General features: G+C 41.2%; 15 protein-coding genes. 8 read left to right on the top strand and 7 right to left on the bottom strand.

Annotation, left to right across the window (positions count from 1 at the left end; genetic code table 11):
- The first annotated feature begins 120 nt into the window (after positions 1-120).
- The 3 genes from MR041_RS07330 to MR041_RS07320 all read left to right on the top strand — a co-directional run bounded on the left by MR041_RS07330 (position 121) and on the right by MR041_RS07320 (position 3,284).
- The gene (locus MR041_RS07330; RefSeq protein ID WP_242092952.1) at positions 121-1,023 is read left to right on the top strand and encodes a dioxygenase family protein; all 903 of its coding nucleotides are present in this window, start codon (positions 121-123) and stop codon (positions 1,021-1,023) included.
- A 272-nt stretch (positions 1,024-1,295) separates the two neighbouring features.
- The gene (locus MR041_RS07325) at positions 1,296-2,600 is read left to right on the top strand and encodes an aspartate aminotransferase family protein (protein WP_242092951.1); all 1,305 of its coding nucleotides are present in this window, start codon (positions 1,296-1,298) and stop codon (positions 2,598-2,600) included.
- A 165-nt stretch (positions 2,601-2,765) separates the two neighbouring features.
- Complete coding sequence (locus MR041_RS07320) at positions 2,766-3,284, top strand: DUF4760 domain-containing protein (protein WP_242092950.1); 519 nt, start codon at positions 2,766-2,768, stop codon at positions 3,282-3,284.
- A gap of 170 nt (positions 3,285-3,454) precedes the next feature.
- Here the strand turns inward: MR041_RS07320 and MR041_RS07315 are convergent, their stop codons facing one another.
- From MR041_RS07315 to MR041_RS07305, 3 genes are all read right to left on the bottom strand, one after another.
- A complete protein-coding gene (locus MR041_RS07315; protein WP_242092949.1) occupies positions 3,455-4,027 on the bottom strand; it encodes a hypothetical protein in 573 nt (190 codons plus the stop codon).
- A 539-nt stretch (positions 4,028-4,566) separates the two neighbouring features.
- Positions 4,567-5,391, bottom strand: a complete 825-nt coding sequence (locus tag MR041_RS07310; protein ID WP_242092948.1) for an alpha/beta hydrolase — start codon at positions 5,389-5,391, stop codon at positions 4,567-4,569.
- A complete protein-coding gene (locus MR041_RS07305; RefSeq protein WP_242092947.1) occupies positions 5,351-6,229 on the bottom strand; it encodes an alpha/beta hydrolase in 879 nt (292 codons plus the stop codon). The genes MR041_RS07310 and MR041_RS07305 overlap by 41 nt, the downstream gene beginning before the upstream one ends.
- Before the next feature lie 120 nt (positions 6,230-6,349).
- Here MR041_RS07305 and MR041_RS07300 point away from each other — a divergent pair, with 120 nt between their 5' ends.
- Both MR041_RS07300 and MR041_RS07295 read left to right on the top strand, forming a co-directional pair.
- A complete protein-coding gene (locus MR041_RS07300; protein WP_242092946.1) occupies positions 6,350-7,570 on the top strand; it encodes a hypothetical protein in 1,221 nt (406 codons plus the stop codon).
- A gap of 109 nt (positions 7,571-7,679) precedes the next feature.
- Positions 7,680-8,153 (top strand): Spy/CpxP family protein refolding chaperone, encoded by a 474-nt coding sequence (locus tag MR041_RS07295; protein WP_242092945.1) that lies wholly within the window; start codon positions 7,680-7,682, stop codon positions 8,151-8,153.
- Between the two features lie 75 nt (positions 8,154-8,228).
- Here the strand turns inward: MR041_RS07295 and hemL are convergent, their stop codons facing one another.
- The 3 genes from hemL to MR041_RS07280 are packed head-to-tail and all read right to left on the bottom strand — an operon-like array spanning position 8,229 to position 11,234.
- Positions 8,229-9,515 carry a glutamate-1-semialdehyde 2,1-aminomutase gene (gene hemL, locus MR041_RS07290; RefSeq protein WP_242092944.1) on the bottom strand — a complete coding sequence of 429 codons (1,287 nt, stop codon included), beginning with the start codon at positions 9,513-9,515 and terminating at the stop codon, positions 8,229-8,231.
- A gap of 9 nt (positions 9,516-9,524) precedes the next feature.
- Positions 9,525-10,325, bottom strand: a complete 801-nt coding sequence (locus MR041_RS07285) for a glucosaminidase domain-containing protein (RefSeq protein ID WP_242092943.1) — start codon at positions 10,323-10,325, stop codon at positions 9,525-9,527.
- On the bottom strand, positions 10,326-11,234 hold the full coding sequence (locus tag MR041_RS07280) for a 1-aminocyclopropane-1-carboxylate deaminase/D-cysteine desulfhydrase (RefSeq protein WP_242092942.1): 909 nt from the start codon (positions 11,232-11,234) through the stop codon (positions 10,326-10,328).
- A gap of 99 nt (positions 11,235-11,333) precedes the next feature.
- On the opposite strand from MR041_RS07280, the gene MR041_RS07275 reads away from it, so the two are divergent.
- The 3 genes from MR041_RS07275 (at position 11,334) to MR041_RS07265 (ending at position 14,194) form a co-directional block, all read left to right on the top strand.
- Positions 11,334-11,501, top strand: coding sequence for a C1orf53 family protein (locus tag MR041_RS07275; RefSeq protein WP_242092941.1), 168 nt, complete (start codon positions 11,334-11,336; stop codon positions 11,499-11,501).
- 137 nt (positions 11,502-11,638) lie between these two features.
- Entirely contained in the window at positions 11,639-12,223 is a 585-nt protein-coding gene (locus tag MR041_RS07270) for a DUF4136 domain-containing protein (protein ID WP_242092940.1), read from the top strand.
- A 210-nt stretch (positions 12,224-12,433) separates the two neighbouring features.
- Positions 12,434-14,194 carry an aromatic amino acid hydroxylase gene (locus MR041_RS07265; protein ID WP_242092939.1) on the top strand — a complete coding sequence of 587 codons (1,761 nt, stop codon included), beginning with the start codon at positions 12,434-12,436 and terminating at the stop codon, positions 14,192-14,194.
- Positions 14,195-14,276: 82 nt separating this feature from the next.
- Here the strand turns inward: MR041_RS07265 and MR041_RS07260 are convergent, their stop codons facing one another.
- Positions 14,277-15,026 carry an enoyl-CoA hydratase/isomerase family protein gene (locus MR041_RS07260; RefSeq protein ID WP_242092938.1) on the bottom strand — a complete coding sequence of 250 codons (750 nt, stop codon included), beginning with the start codon at positions 15,024-15,026 and terminating at the stop codon, positions 14,277-14,279.
- Positions 15,027-15,030 lie beyond the last annotated feature (4 nt).

Here is a 15,030-nt window from a genome sequence, read left to right as displayed (position 1 = left end):
TATCCTTATCTTTAAAAGGTACAAATACCACGAAAAGCATGTTTTGGGAAGGTCATTTCCGATATAATGATCCATCCCAAAAATGGATCTGAAAACCAACAAACCAAGCAGTATAACATTATGAAAAGAAGACACTTTATTCAACAATCCTCCCTTATGGCATTTAGCATTAGTGCCTTTGGGGCCATTCATTGGGATGGAAAGAAGTATGTGGGCGATACCCCCACAACAACAGATATTCTAGGCCCGTTTTACCGACCCGGCGCGCCCTTTAAAAGCAATATCATTCCGCCCAATTCAAAGGGTATTCCTTTACATCTAAGTGGGGTTATTTACGATGAGGATGGAATAACGCCCAATGCCAACGCCATGATTGAAATCTGGCATTGCAACGAAAATCAGGAATACGATAATACCTCGGATGACTTCTTGTGCCGGGGGGCCATTAGAACAGGAAAAGACGGCAGATACAAGTTTACCACCATTATGCCGGTACCCTATAAAGCCAACCCGGATAACGATTCCAGCTGGCGACCCGCTCACATACACATACGTGTTTCGAGCCCGTCTCAGCAGGACCTGATCACACAGATTTATTTTAAAGGTGATGACTACCTCCACATGGATTCAAGTGCCTCTGCACCTGAAGCCGTCAATAGGACCCTAAAGGTGACTACAACACCCGAGCAGGAAAAAGAAGTGCAGTTTGATATTGTGTTACGTAAAACCTATCCTCTCAGCGATGCAACCTATAGTAAGATTGAAGGCCTGTATCGCACTGATCAGAAACTTGCCGACAGTGAAAGAATCTATGAATTCGTGAGACGAGATGACATCCTGTTCCTGAAATTAAAAGGGCAATATCTTGAAGGTTTGACCTATGTTGGAAATAATACTTTTGAAGGTGGCAGAGGGTTCCCCAAAGTTACCTTCGATTTACAGGAGGGCGGCCACGTTAAAGCGACCATTGCAATGCCTAAGACAAACATTGTAGCTGAGAAGTTTTTGAAGTATTCGGAGTAGTCTTCAATATTGTTATCCGGTGATGTTTTGCAGGGCCTGGAGGCTAATATTCTGGATATTACCGATAAGAACTGCAAAAAGCAGCGTCATTCATTAGAGAATCATTGAAACACAAGCAGTTACTCTATCATACCTTTGTGAATCCTTACCCATTGGGTTTGAACCTCTGAGCCCGATGAGTGTCTTAAACATGGGGTTTAAGAGCCTGAATTACACATTTTAAAGTCATGTGATTTGCTTATCTTTAACAAGCTCACCTGTAAAATAATAAGATGGATAAGCCGGATTGGTTAAGAAAAGCAGAAGACACCCTGATACGCTATTGTGGTGATTTTTCACCAATCTTAATCGAGAAGTCCAAAGGATCCTATATCTATTCAAAAGAGGGCAAGGCGTATCTTGATTTTACATCCGGACAAATGTGTTCTGTGTTTGGACATAATCATGACAAGATCGTACAGGCCCTTAAGAGTGCGTCGGAAGATAGCATTCATTTACTGAGTACCATGCTTTCTCCTCCGGTCATTGCATTGAGTCAGCAATTAACGGATTTACTTCCGGAAGGATTGGATAAATGTGTATTCGTTAATACGGGTTCAGAATCGAATGAAGTGGCCATTAGAATGGCAAAATTGGCAAGTGGTGGCTTTGAAGTCATTGGTTTTTTAGGCTCCTGGCACGGTATGACTGCAGGTTCACAATCCAGCACCTATTCCCATACCCGTAAAGGCTTTGGTCCGGTAATTCCCGGCAATCTGTCGATCCCCGCGCCATATGCTTACCGATGCCCGATCAAGCATTGCAAAAATACATGCGATAACACCTGTCTTGAAGTGGGCATGGACATGGTCGACAAGCAATCTGTAGGGGCTTATGCGGCCTGTATTGTTGAGCCCGTGTTATCCGCTGCCGGCATTATTGAGTTATCAGCAGATTACCTCCAAAGACTCAAGGAACTTTGTGATGAAAGAGGTCTTTTACTCATCCTTGATGAAGCACAGACAGGATTTGGGCGACTGGGTGTTAATTTTGGATTCGAATTATTGGAAACGATACCAGACTTTCTAACGCTTTCCAAAACGTTGGGAGGAGGTCTCCCCCTGGCGGCAACAATAACGAGCAAGGCTATTGAAGAGGATTGCTACGCTAAGGGTTTCATTAACGTGACCTCCCATATTTCAGATCCCTTGCCGGCTCGAGTGGGTCTGGCCATGATCGAAATTTTGATTCATGAAAAGATGGCTGAACGTGCTGAAAAACAGGGTGCCTACTTTAAAAAGCATCTGCTGGAATTAAAACATAAGCATGAATGCATTGGCGATATAAGAGGGCGAGGCCTGATGCTAGGCGTTGAAATTGTCAAGGACAGGGCATCCAAAGAACCTGATATTGAATTGGGGTATCGCATATCCGAGGCCTGCCTGAGCATGGGATTGAGCATGAATATTGTAAGGTTAAAGGGTATGTCCGGCGTGTTTAGAATAGCACCGCCCCTATCCATTACCAGAGCAGAAATTGATTTGGGAATAGAAATTTTAGACCGGGCGATAGAGATTTCCATGACCAACACATCATAGAAGTTATCGAAAGGCCGGTATGGCATAGTCACAATTTCAAAGTTTAAACCCTATATTTGTTACACAGCGCGAGATGTGCCTCTTGATTATGTAAAATATATTTGGAATTGAATCTTTTACCACCATGCCATAAGTGCAGCATTACACAACTATAAAACCTGTAAAATGACACTAAATATCATACTTGCCATTGTTCAAATATTGGGTATCATAGCGGTACTTTATGGCATCTGGATTGGAATTAAACAACTCAAACTCAATCGGCAACAGCGAAGGGATCTGGCGGTCATGGAATGTGCGCGATCTTTTGAAGACAGGGAGTTTACGGAAGCTTACCGCATACTGGCAGAGTTGGAACCACACCTTTCACCCGAAGAATTCAAGGCCCTTGGACCGGAATATAAAGCCGCAGTCTTAAGGGTATGTATGAAATTTGAGACCATCGGACTCCTAGTGTATAAGGACGTGGTCCCTATAGATGCGATCGAGGATCTGGTAGGTGGTGTCGCACTATTATTATGGGATATATTACACAATTTTATAGTGGATGCAAGGGAGAGCGGTAATCACCCCACCTATTTTGAATGGTACCACTGGTTGGTGGACCGATTAAAGGAGCGCGGTCGGTTTACCAAACAACCTCCTGCATTTGTAACCCATAAAAATTGGAAACCGAAATATTAAAAATGTAAGCTTACATCCGTAATTAGGTAAAGAGGGTCCTTTTGGAATTATATGCTGTGATGTCACTACCCTTGGCCCAGGCAACTTAATAGATTTTTTTTTATTCTTAAACATAAAAAAATGCCGCTCAATTGATGCGGCATTTCGTCTTGGGGGCTTTGCTATTAATCTTAAAGACTTTGTTGTGCGTAAAAGTCTGCAGGTAAGAAGGCTTTAGTGTCAAAACCAAGACAAACCTCCTCCTCAAGTTCATAGAGTTCTATGGAATTCCAATTTATATCGTCCTTTCCTTTTAAAGCATTGAAATCTGCGGGCAAATAGTCTTTTGTGTCAAAACTGATGTTCACCGCTTCTTCCAATTCATAGAGTTCAATCGAATTCCAGTCTACATCACCCTTCCCTTTTAAAGCATTGAAACCTACAGGCAAATAATGTTTGGTGTCAAAATCAATACTAACGGCTTCTTCCAATTCAAAGAGTTCAATCGAATTCCAGTCTAAGTCACCCTTCCCCTTCAAAGGATTGAATCCTATGGGCAAATACTGTTTGGTATCAAAACCAATAAGTACGGCCTCATCTAATTCATATACACTTATATCCTCAATATCAACCGGTTGTAGAGTATCGTGTTCTGTAGCACCGGAAAATAATTGACATTCTTCTATGTGGGCCTCATCGCATTCGAAGTTCAACCCAATTGTTCCTGAATTTAACGACGCAGCCGTTAGCGATATAACTAACATGCTACTAAGTGTGATTAATGTTTTCATCTTTAAACTAATCTGGTTTGTTTAACAAAGGTAGGACAGTATTATTGAATTAAATCGTGCCTTGTGAAAGGTTTAACACACCTTAGGAAAGTTTAACACAATTGCGATTTTTTTATGTTTTTCTTAAGAGATTTTCCTACACCAAAATGTGATTACTTATCAATTAAAATTGGTCCAATTTTGGTATTTCAGAATAGCTTGCCGAGCCAGCATAAACTCGCCATAAATTTTAAAGGATGACATCTTAGGCCGTATCGCACTTCTTTAAAATGGATCAAAATAAAAACCCGGCATTGCATTACCGGGTTTTTACTAACTAACCAACTAAACTAAATTTATTTACTAACTTAACTCTTATCAAATGTTATGAAAAGATTATAACGCTAGACTGTACTAAATTATAACACAAAGAGACATATTTTTTTTTAGATGTAAAACTTATTTAGAAATGTTTAACAGCACAATTGGAAATTTTATATTTTCTTTAAGAATTAATCTTCTCTCAGAGCATCTTAGGGCAAAATAGTGTGCATATAAGACCAATAGCGTTCATCTTCCCCTAGGGTATTGTGCTTTCCATCTTCAATAGAAATAAAAGTAGTTAATGATCGGGGTGCAAGTGCATTCAATCGTTTGGCTGAGGCTATAGGAACAATGTCATCTTCGGTACCATGGATGATGGTGATTGGAGAGGTAACCTCGGCAATACATTTATAACTGGGAAAGGGATATTTCAAAAGTTGTTTCACCGGAAAGATGGGAAAACGCCGTTCAGCAATATCAACCATACTATAATATGGCGTTTCCAAGATGAGTTGCCCGGGTTTGTTATTCGAGGCCAGACAGGTAGCCATATACGTACCCAGTGAACGTCCATAAAGCGTGATCTCATGTTCTTTGTAATGATCGCGCACATAGGCATAGAACAATTGGGCATCGGTACTAAAAACATCATGGGCCAATGTTCCGGTACTTTTGCCATAAGTGCGATAATCCATCATAACAAGGTCATATCCCTTTTTCACAAATGGTTCGGCTATCTTTCCCCATCTGGAGAGGTCGCCTGCATTGCCATGAAAATAAAGGATAACCCCTTTAGGCTGAGTCACCTTGAAATGAATACCATTCAACAGTGCACCATCAGTCGCCTTTAAAAAGAGTTCTTCGAAGGGATAATTGAATTCAAACCGGTAGTCCTGTTCCAAATGAGTAGGTAAGAATAACAGCCTTTCCTGCATTATATAAACTGAGGTCAGTAGAATAAAATAACTGACCGCAATGATAAAGGCTATTTGCCTAAGCCTTTGTTTTATTTTTTTTGGAGCTGTGTTTGACATGTATACTTGTGGTTGACAAATCGATGTCCTGGGGTTGTGCATTTAAAATATCGTGAATCATCTTATGATAGGACTCAAAATTATTTAAGTTTTTGTGTCCGCCCCCAATTACGGTATGTAATTTTGTTAATTTCGGATTGACCTTAGACAGTTTAACACTGGTCTTGTAGGGTATAAGCTTATCGTTAGTACCATGTATGATATGAATAGGACATTGCACATACTTTAACCACTTGTACGTTGGTAAGGGATACTTAACCAGGAGCGATAAGGGCATGAACGGAATGTATCGCGCCGTTACTTTGGTCAGACTGTAGTATGGTGCATCCAAAATGAGCATTTTCGGATGGTTTAATGAGGCTAGTTTCGCCGCAAAACCGGAACCCAAAGATCGGCCATAAAGAATAATTCTATCTTCTGTTGTACGTTCCTTTATTTTGTTGTACACCTCCTGTAAATCCCTTTTAATGGCTTTTTGCGATCGCTTTCCGGTGCTTTTTCCAAATCCTCTGTAATCGATCATTAAGACATTAAAATTATGTCGGGTGAAATCGACGGCAAATTTACCCCATCCCTTTATACTTTTTGAATTTCCCTTCAGGTACAGTACAATACCTCTCGATTCTCCTTTGGGTTTGAACAAAACGCCGTTAATTACAGCGCCGTCACGTGTTTCAAGATTGTATTCCTTGATGTCCTGATTTTCATAATAGAATTCAAAATCCTTGGGAAGCTTTTCGGGTTTAAACAGCATGTAATCCTGCAGATAAAACAAGGCAATACTAATGGCAATGTACAGCAGTACAACGATAATGAGTATATATAACCATGTAGCCATGTCTAATCTTCCTAAATTACTAAGATACAATAATTACCAGTAATACAATGTTATTCCTGCCAGGGCGATTTTTATTCAAAATAGGCAATTATAAAATTATACTTTAGTTATTTTTATCGCATGCTAAAAAATGTGCTGCCTGCTATTTTGTGTTTATGCTTTCAAACGTCCGGAGGGCAAGGGCTAGATTCCTTATCCTTAAAAATTGGAATAGAGAAACCACATATTTTAGCCACCCATCATTTTGGCATGTTCAGTTCGCGAATAGAACAGAACTTCAAAATACAGCCTGCCCAGACCGCTGTCCTTTCATTTAATTATTCGAGTGGTAATAATTTTCATCCTTTTGTTGAAGCCTACTTCCCTAAAGATCCGGAGGTAAGGAAGCAATTAAGCCAGGTGATCTGGCATGACAGACGTTTTAATTTTGTAGATCAGGAAACCACACCTGCCGATTATTTAAACATTGTTATCGATGCTGTAATTAAGGAATTCCGAGTCAATTTAAAGGTTCCCTTAGCTCGGCAGCATGAACTGTACATCTCACTTCGATCCTATTTAATAACCAACGGAAAGTATCCGTTTTCCGTATTTACGAACGATGAGGCCATCGAATGGTTCCACAGTACGCTCTGGGGAGGAGAAGACCCTTATGGCCGGCGGTATTACGGTTTAAATCAGGTTAATTTTGAATATACCGATCGCAATGGTCGTACGCTTACACTCAACAATAATGATTTTTTTATAAGCGGTCTGGAGCTGAACCATTACTATTATCCGGCTTCTCTGAGAAATAAAGCGAAGCAACTGTATTTTAATCTGGGTACCCATTTGGGAATTAACACCTCTAAATTCAACCCGTCCATCGATTTCGGACTCTCGATGGCCGGTATTAAAAAACTGCTCCTGGATAAGCATAAAGTCTTCCAGATCGGAGTCGGGGCCAATGTACTTCATAAAAATAGCATCAATTTCGGGGAGAGGGTGGATTTAGGAAACAACCGCTTTCTGGCTGCTATCGAAGCACATCTTGAGTACACGACCTATACCATGAAGCAGCATTTTCATGCCTTTGGAGTGAACTACCGAATCCAATCCAGATATAACCAACTTGAGGAGGCCGATTATTATAAACTCTTAGGGAAGTGGCAGGAAATTAAAGGCGGTTGGCAACACGGTGTTGAAAAACTGTATCGTGCCTTATCGGATTGGACCTTCATCTATACCTACGGACATCCAAAATTTAAGTTATCGCTTTATTTTAAGGAAGATTTTTTAGTTAACAATGCTCCTGATTTTCAAACGGGGATAGGTCTTCAATTTCCCATTACTGAAAAATAGGCCTCTCAATACACGCTGTATTTCGTTAAAAAGCAGTTAAAATAATCATGGCATTAAACCATTGCGCCCGACATCAGTCAAAAGAGTAAACAATTTAAAAAATAATAGTATGAAACAGTTTTTTTTAATGGTTCTTGCCCTGATGGCATTTCAGCTTAATGCCCAGGAACCGAGAAGGGAAGGCCCTAGAGAGCATGGAAAAATGATGCATCTCTCGGCAGAGGAAATGGCAACTTTACAAACCAAAAAAATGACCCTACATTTGGATTTGAACGATAAGCAACAGAAAGAAATTTACGCCATAAATTTAGAACAGGCAAAAGCCAGGAAGGCACGAATGGAAGAACGAAAAGCGAAGCGAGAGGCCGGAACTGCCGAAAAACCTTCTCAAGAACAGCGCGTAGAACGAATGAATGCCCTATTAGATCACAAAATTGAAATGAAGAAGAAAATGAAAACCATTCTAAATGAGGAGCAGTTTGCTAAATGGGAAAAGGCACAAGCGAGAATGGCTCATAAAAGAAAAGAAGGCATGAAGGACAAAAGGGCAAAACATGCAAAAAAAATGAAAAAGCAACAATGATTTAGTTTAGTTTGATTGGTTATAGTTGGTTGATGATAAAGCGCATTTCTGAAATTAGAAATGCGCTTTATCTTTTCATAGGGTCTCTGCAACTTTGTTCACCGCAGCAATTGTAAAATCTAAATCCTGATAGTTAAGCGCATCACTTATAAACCAGGTCTCAAAGGCACTGGGGGCAATGTAAATACCGGCATTTAACATCCCGTGAAAAAAGGCTTTAAAGCGTGGATTATTCCCTTTTGCGGCCGTTTCAAAATCGACAACTTCGTTTTCATCAAAATGGACCGAGATCATTGAACCTTTTCTATTTATGGTATGCGCTATCTTATGATCCTGCAGCGCTTCGGCAATGCCCTTATGCAGATAGAGGGTCTTTTCCTCTAAACGCTTAAAAATCTCCTGATCCTCATTCAAGGCCGTTAGCATCGCCAATCCTGCCGCCATAGCCAGGGGATTACCACTCAAGGTTCCCGCCTGGTAAACCGGACCCAACGGGGCCAAATGATTCATGATTTCATTTCTAGCGGCAAAGGCCCCGACCGGTAATCCCCCGCCAATCACCTTTCCAAAGCATACAATATCTGCTGCTATTTCATAAAGTTCCTGCGCTCCGCCCCTGGCCAGTCGAAAGCCCGTCATGACTTCATCAAAAATTAACAGTATATTATGAGCTGTGCACAGATCGCGCAAGTCCTGTAAAAAGCCTGCTTTGGGAGGTATACAACCCATATTTCCAGCCACCGGTTCTATGATGATACAGGCTATTTCATCTTTGTTGGCCTCAATCAGTTCAGTTACATGGGCTATATCATTGTAACGGGCTAACAAGGTGTCTTTAGCCGTTCCCTGCGTAACACCGGGACTGTTCGGTGTTCCAAAAGTAACCGCTCCACTACCGGCCTGAATTAAAAAAGAATCACTATGACCATGATAACAACCTGCAAATTTTATGATCTTTTCCTTCTTTGTAAATCCACGAGCGAGGCGCACGGCACTCATACATGCTTCTGTTCCGGAATTGACAAATCGTATTTTATCAATATGAGGCACCATGGATACCGCCAAGGATGCGATCTCAGTTTCGATTTCGGTTGGTGTTCCAAAAGAAGTTCCTTTTTTAGCTTTTTCTATAACAGCCTGCACTACGGGTGGATAGGCATGACCTAAAATCATCGGGCCCCAGGAATTGATATAGTCTAGCAGTCGGTTACCATCTTCATCATAGAGATAGGCCCCTTTGGCCTGTTTAATAAAAATAGGGGTCCCCCCTACACTTTTAAACGCCCTTACCGGAGAGTTGACACCTCCGGGTATGACTTGTTCAGCTTCGGCAAACAGTGCACTGCTTCTTTGATAAATCATGATCTGTTATTATAGTTGTATGACTAAAATTTGACCTATACTAATAATGTTGTCCTCCAAACCATTCATTTGTCGGAGCGACTCCACCGTTGTATTGTATTTTTTTGAAATAGAATATAAGGTATCCCCCTTTATAACAGTATGCTTAATATCACCTTTCGAAACATCAACTGTCGATTTCGGTTCATAACCATAAGCTTCCCTGTCGTATTTATAGAGTTCGTAACGTTCTATTAGAGAGATCAATTTTTGTGGATATTTCCTATCGGTAGCATACCCCGCTGCCCTCAGCCCTTTGGCCCATGCCCTATAATCGTAGGGATCCAAATCGAACAGGAAGGCATAACGCTTGCGCTCTGATAAAAACAATGAGTGATCCCTGAACGAATATTTGGCATCCTTGTATTTTCTGAAGCATTCCTGGGACCTGTCATCATCGTGATAAATCTTTTTACCTGTCCAATCATGACACTTAATTCCAAAATGGTTGTTTGCTTCTATGGATAGTCGGCCCCTTCCCGAACCGGATTCTAAAATGCCCTGTGCCAAGGTAATACTTGCGGGTATGCGGTACAGTTCCATTTCCCTAATGGCAATGTCCTTATAGGTATCGACATAGGCCTCCGTTGCATTGGCATAGCTTTTAGACGGTACGGGTTTGGTAACGTTCTCTTTGGATTCAATACCCCCGGTAACCGTTCTATTCTTAACTTTTTGTTCTTCAGCAGGCCTTTGAGCAACAGCCCTTTTCTTTGAACCGCAACTGCATATCACAAGACATAAGAGCATTAGGGCAAAGGTTTGTTTCATTTAAATTATTATTTTGGGCAGATTCTTTTTCACTAACCGGTCGTTCATTCCGGGTATACCTTGTAATCCTCCGGTATGTATAGTCAGGATCTTCGATCCCTTTGGGAAAAACCCTTTGTTAATCAGATCCATAACACCAAAAAGCATCTTTCCGGTATATATCGGATCCAGAGGAATACCGTACTCCCTTTTGAACCTATTGATAAACGCGACCAAGCTAGCATTTATTTTTGCATAGCCGCCAAAATGGTAATCGTTTACCAGTTTCCAATTCGATTTCGTTACAAATTTACTAATATCTTTATGTAAAAACGACCCTTTTAGTGCTGGAAAGCCCAAAACTTGTTGACCGGGTTTTGAACAATTGATTATCCCCGCGATGGTCCCTCCCGTACCAACCGAAACACAGATGTAATCGAAATGGCTATCCTGTTCACTCAAAATTTCTTCACACCCTTTTACTGCAAGGGCATTCGTTCCACCCTCGGGAATTAAATAAAAGGCACCAAATTCCTCTTTTAGATCATTCAAAAAAGATGCCGATGTCTTTAACCTGTATTGCGATCTCGATACAAACTTGAACTGCATCCCACATTGCTTGGCAAATTGTAAGGTGGGATTCCCATCGATCTGTGCATGCAATTCCTCTCCGCGAATGACGCCAATAGTCTTTAAACCCAAAATCTGCCCGGCTGATGCCAATGCTGAAATATGATTTGAATAGGCCCCGCCAAAAGATAATAGGGTCCTTAAACCTGAACGCTCAGCCGCCTCAATGTTGTATTTTAGTTTTCTGTATTTATTTCCGGACACATAATCATGTAGCTTATCTTCCCTTTTTATATATAATTCAATATCCGAACTGGGAAACACTACCTGCTGATTAACACTTTGTTGTAAGCTAAACATGATTGCTGCGAAGATAGCTTAAAAACTTTTTAATCGGCGTCTTTATAAGCGCTAGAAATAAGATACAGGTATTCTGAAATTGCACTATCTTTGTTATCTATGAAGAAGATAATCCCTATTGAAGAAGGCGATTTTTACTGGACTGCGGACGGTTATCGCTGTTTTACCGAACAATATCACCTGAAGCGCGGCTATTGTTGTGAAAGCAATTGCAGGCATTGTCCCTACGGTTTTAATCCCATGAAACCGAAAACGGAGAGCACCTGAGTGAGATAGACTGCCAGTCCAGATATTTTCAGGGGTTTGACTGCGGTGCTTGGTATGATTATTGATGCTAAATTAAATTATAGAAGTGGTTTTAAAACTATGTTTTGCAACCTTAAATAACCCTAAAAAATTGCATTATGAATACATTATTAAGAACATTACCACTGTTAGCATTCGTATTGGTACTAACATCATGTAGCTCAGTTCGGGTTGCAGCGGATTATGACAAAAACGCAAACTTCAATGATTACAAAACATTTGCCTTCTTTAAAACCGGGATTGACAAAGCAGAGATTAGTGACTTGGACAAGCGCAGAATTCTAAGAGCTATTGAAGCCGAGCTATTGTCTAAGGGCTTTAGTAAATCAGAAAACCCGGACCTTCTGATCAGTCTGTTTACAAAATCCCAGCAGCGTGTTGACGTTTATAACAATGCCTGGGGTAATGGTGCCTGGGGCTGGGGCGGATGGGGTCCATGGGGCGGATGGGGTCCCTGGGGTGGCTTCGGACCTGGATGGGGATGGGGCTGGAACAACCCTCAAGTATCTACCAGTACGCAAGGTACATTGTATATCGACCTTATCGATGCCAAGAAAAAAGAATTGATCTGGCAAGGCATGGGTACTGGTTTTTTGAGTAGGAATATCGAGAAAAAAGAAGAACGGATAAAAGAGTTTGTTACCGAAATAATGTCCAATTACCCGCCGGGAAATAAACAATAAAAATGAAAAAGCGACTTTAACAGTCGCTTTTTTTATTGGGCCTTTCTTACAAAGACACGCTATCACCTTCCCAAGGTTTTAATTAATCCGCAATTTTACAAAGAATTACATGTCTAATCTTAAATGATTGCTTAAAAAATGGTGTTTTTCATGTATTATTCGTATTTTTAATGCACCTTGTGTTGAATTAAATATTCTAATTTTTTAGCCATGTCCGATACTTTTGAATCGAATGCTATTTTAAACAAATTACCTAAGCACCTTAAGCAATTTATAAAGCCCCAGAACTATGATGACTATTCGGCAATAGACCAAGCCGTATGGCGCTATGTTATGCGCAAAAATGTCGATTTTTTAACCACCGTCGCCCACAAATCCTATCTCGAAGGATTAAAACAAACAGGGATTTCGATAGACCATATTCCCAACATGTATGGTATGAACAGGATTCTGAAAGAAATTGGTTGGGCAGCAGTTGCGGTTGATGGATTTATACCGCCCAATGCCTTCATGGAATTTCAGGCCTACAATGTTCTGGTTATCGCAAGCGATATCCGCCAACTGGAACATATTGAGTACACCCCGGCTCCCGACATCATTCATGAAGGCGCTGGACATGCACCGATAATTGCCAATCCCGAATATGCGGAATACCTGCGACGATTCGGAGAAATAGGTTGTAAAGCCATTTCATCGGCCAAGGATTATGAATTGTATGAGGCTGTTAGACACCTGTCCATCATAAAAGAGGCCCCGAACTCAACGGAAGAGGACATTGCTCAGGCCGAACAAAAAGTTGAAGATCTCCAGCAAAACATGGGGGCTCCCAGTGAGATGGCCCTGATTAGAAATTTACATTGGTGGACGGTGGAATACGGATTAATCGGAACCCCTGAAAATCCAAAAATTTATGGCGCGGGATTGCTGTCATCTATAGGAGAAAGCGCATGGTGTATGACAGATGACGTTAAAAAACTACCTTATACTATTGATGCCGCCTTTAAAGATTTCGACATCACGAAACCGCAGCCTCAATTGTATGTCACACCGGACTTCGCTCATTTGAGTTTGGTTTTGGAGGAATTTGCCAATACCATGGCCTTGCGACGCGGTGGACTCTCAGGCATCAAAAAACTCATCGCCTCAAAAGCTTTAGGAACAATTGAGTTGAGTACGGGTTTGCAAATTTCAGGCGTCTTCACGAAGGTCATTGAAGACAACGGAAAACCGATTTATGTTCAGACTACAGGTGAAAGCGCCCTGGCCTACAGGGAAAAAGAACTGGTGGGTCACAACATTAAGAATCATGCGAAGGGGTTTGGTTCTCCCATTGGCAAATTGAAAGGTATCAACCTGGCTATTGAGGACATGAGTCCTCGCGATCTTGCAGCCTATAATATCTATGAAGAGAAAAAAGTAACATTGGAGTTTGAAGGCGGTATTATCGTTTCCGGTGAAATTATTACCGGAAAACGGAATCTTCAGGGCAAAATCATTCTCATCAGTTTTAAAGATTGTACGGTTACTCATGGTAATACCACTTTATTTAAACCTGAATGGGGTATTTACGATATGGCCATAGGTAAGGAAGTCGTTTCCGCCTTTTCAGGTCCGGCCGACCTTAACAGTTTTAACCTCATAACCCATATCCCCTCTACCCAAACGATTCATGTGAAAAAATCGGAAAGGCGACTTGAACTGGAAGCACTCTACCAGCAGGTCAGAGCATACAGGGAAGGTATTAACAGAACGATCTCCAGAACCAAGGTCCTGGAGCAGCTCATGGAAAGACATCCAAACGACTGGCTATTGCCTGTTGAGCTCTATGAATTGGCCTTTAAAGGCAATGAAAAAAACTTAATGGACCGTATCCTAAATCACTTGAAAACCATAAAGCAGAACAAACCTGAATTTGGAAAGCTCATTGATGATGGATTGGAAATTATTGAAAAACCCTTAGTCACCGGATAAGGCTTTATTTGCGCATAGTGAGTTCGGTTTAAGAGGATGGTGCCTGCAGGACTTTAATAAATCAGGGATAGAAAAAGTTCTTTTACCTAAATTTTTTTAATGTGCTCTTGGTAAATTCGCTCAGCACCAATCGCCCACTAATTGCCGCGCGTTGCAGCAGTAAGTCATTCCAGTGACCGGTACCTTCCCAGAACACCTTTTTTAATTCTTGCAACGCTTCAGGGTGATACCCACATAATTTTTGAGCTAGTACGTCCACGCCCTCATCTAATGCTTCAACAGTCTCAAATACCTCGGCATACAAGCCTTTAGCCTTTGCCCATTCGGCCGAATAAAATGTTTCTGCATCAATACTCATTTGCGACATGGCGGTTCCTCCAATCTTTCGCGAAACCACAGGTTCTATAACAAAAGGACCTATACCTATACTTAGTTCACTTAGTCGTACTGCCGCATGTCGCGTCGCTAAACAATAATCTGCGGCCGCAGCTAAACCTACACCTCCCCCTACAGCCTTGCCCTGTACGCGGACCAAAATTAACTTCGGACATTGCCTCATGGCATTAATGACTCGAGCAAATCCGGAAAAAAAGGCGGTTCCTGTTTTTTCATCTGAAATTGAAACCAGTTCCATAAAACTTGCCCCAGCACAAAAAGTCCTGTTTCCACCACTTCGCAACACAATAACGCGAACCATGTCATCTGCTCCTGCTTCTTCTATAAGGGTGGCCAGTTGACTTAAATTATCACTGGGCATGGCATTATGCTCAGGATGGAAAAACTCAATATAGCCTACTTTGTTTTTTACATTTAGTACAACGTATGGTTCCATGAAG

This window comes from Aestuariivivens sediminicola, assembly GCF_022662015.1.
GTDB lineage: Bacteria > Bacteroidota > Bacteroidia > Flavobacteriales > Flavobacteriaceae > Aestuariivivens > Aestuariivivens sediminicola.
The sequence above is the reverse complement of the archived record's forward strand: the minus strand, read 5'-3'. Positions and strand labels throughout refer to the sequence as shown.

What these genes read in the sequence shown, in the direction of transcription:
- MR041_RS07330 (WP_242092952.1), top strand. Translation starts at nt 121, where the DNA reads ATGAAAAGAAGACACTTTATTCAACAATCCTCCCTTATGGCATTTAGC.
- MR041_RS07280 (WP_242092942.1), bottom strand. Translation starts at nt 11,234, where the DNA reads ATGTTTAGCTTACAACAAAGTGTTAATCAGCAGGTAGTGTTTCCCAGT.
- MR041_RS07310 (WP_242092948.1), bottom strand. Translation starts at nt 5,391, where the DNA reads ATGTCAAACACAGCTCCAAAAAAAATAAAACAAAGGCTTAGGCAAATA.
- MR041_RS07325 (WP_242092951.1), top strand. Translation starts at nt 1,296, where the DNA reads ATGGATAAGCCGGATTGGTTAAGAAAAGCAGAAGACACCCTGATACGC.
- MR041_RS07300 (WP_242092946.1), top strand. Translation starts at nt 6,350, where the DNA reads ATGCTAAAAAATGTGCTGCCTGCTATTTTGTGTTTATGCTTTCAAACG.
- hemL (WP_242092944.1), bottom strand. Translation starts at nt 9,515, where the DNA reads ATGATTTATCAAAGAAGCAGTGCACTGTTTGCCGAAGCTGAACAAGTC.
- MR041_RS07320 (WP_242092950.1), top strand. Translation starts at nt 2,766, where the DNA reads ATGACACTAAATATCATACTTGCCATTGTTCAAATATTGGGTATCATA.
- MR041_RS07265 (WP_242092939.1), top strand. Translation starts at nt 12,434, where the DNA reads ATGTCCGATACTTTTGAATCGAATGCTATTTTAAACAAATTACCTAAG.
- MR041_RS07305 (WP_242092947.1), bottom strand. Translation starts at nt 6,229, where the DNA reads ATGGCTACATGGTTATATATACTCATTATCGTTGTACTGCTGTACATT.
- MR041_RS07295 (WP_242092945.1), top strand. Translation starts at nt 7,680, where the DNA reads ATGAAACAGTTTTTTTTAATGGTTCTTGCCCTGATGGCATTTCAGCTT.
- MR041_RS07260 (WP_242092938.1), bottom strand. Translation starts at nt 15,026, where the DNA reads ATGGAACCATACGTTGTACTAAATGTAAAAAACAAAGTAGGCTATATT.
- MR041_RS07275 (WP_242092941.1), top strand. Translation starts at nt 11,334, where the DNA reads ATGAAGAAGATAATCCCTATTGAAGAAGGCGATTTTTACTGGACTGCG.
- MR041_RS07285 (WP_242092943.1), bottom strand. Translation starts at nt 10,325, where the DNA reads ATGAAACAAACCTTTGCCCTAATGCTCTTATGTCTTGTGATATGCAGT.
- MR041_RS07315 (WP_242092949.1), bottom strand. Translation starts at nt 4,027, where the DNA reads ATGTTAGTTATATCGCTAACGGCTGCGTCGTTAAATTCAGGAACAATT.
- MR041_RS07270 (WP_242092940.1), top strand. Translation starts at nt 11,639, where the DNA reads ATGAATACATTATTAAGAACATTACCACTGTTAGCATTCGTATTGGTA.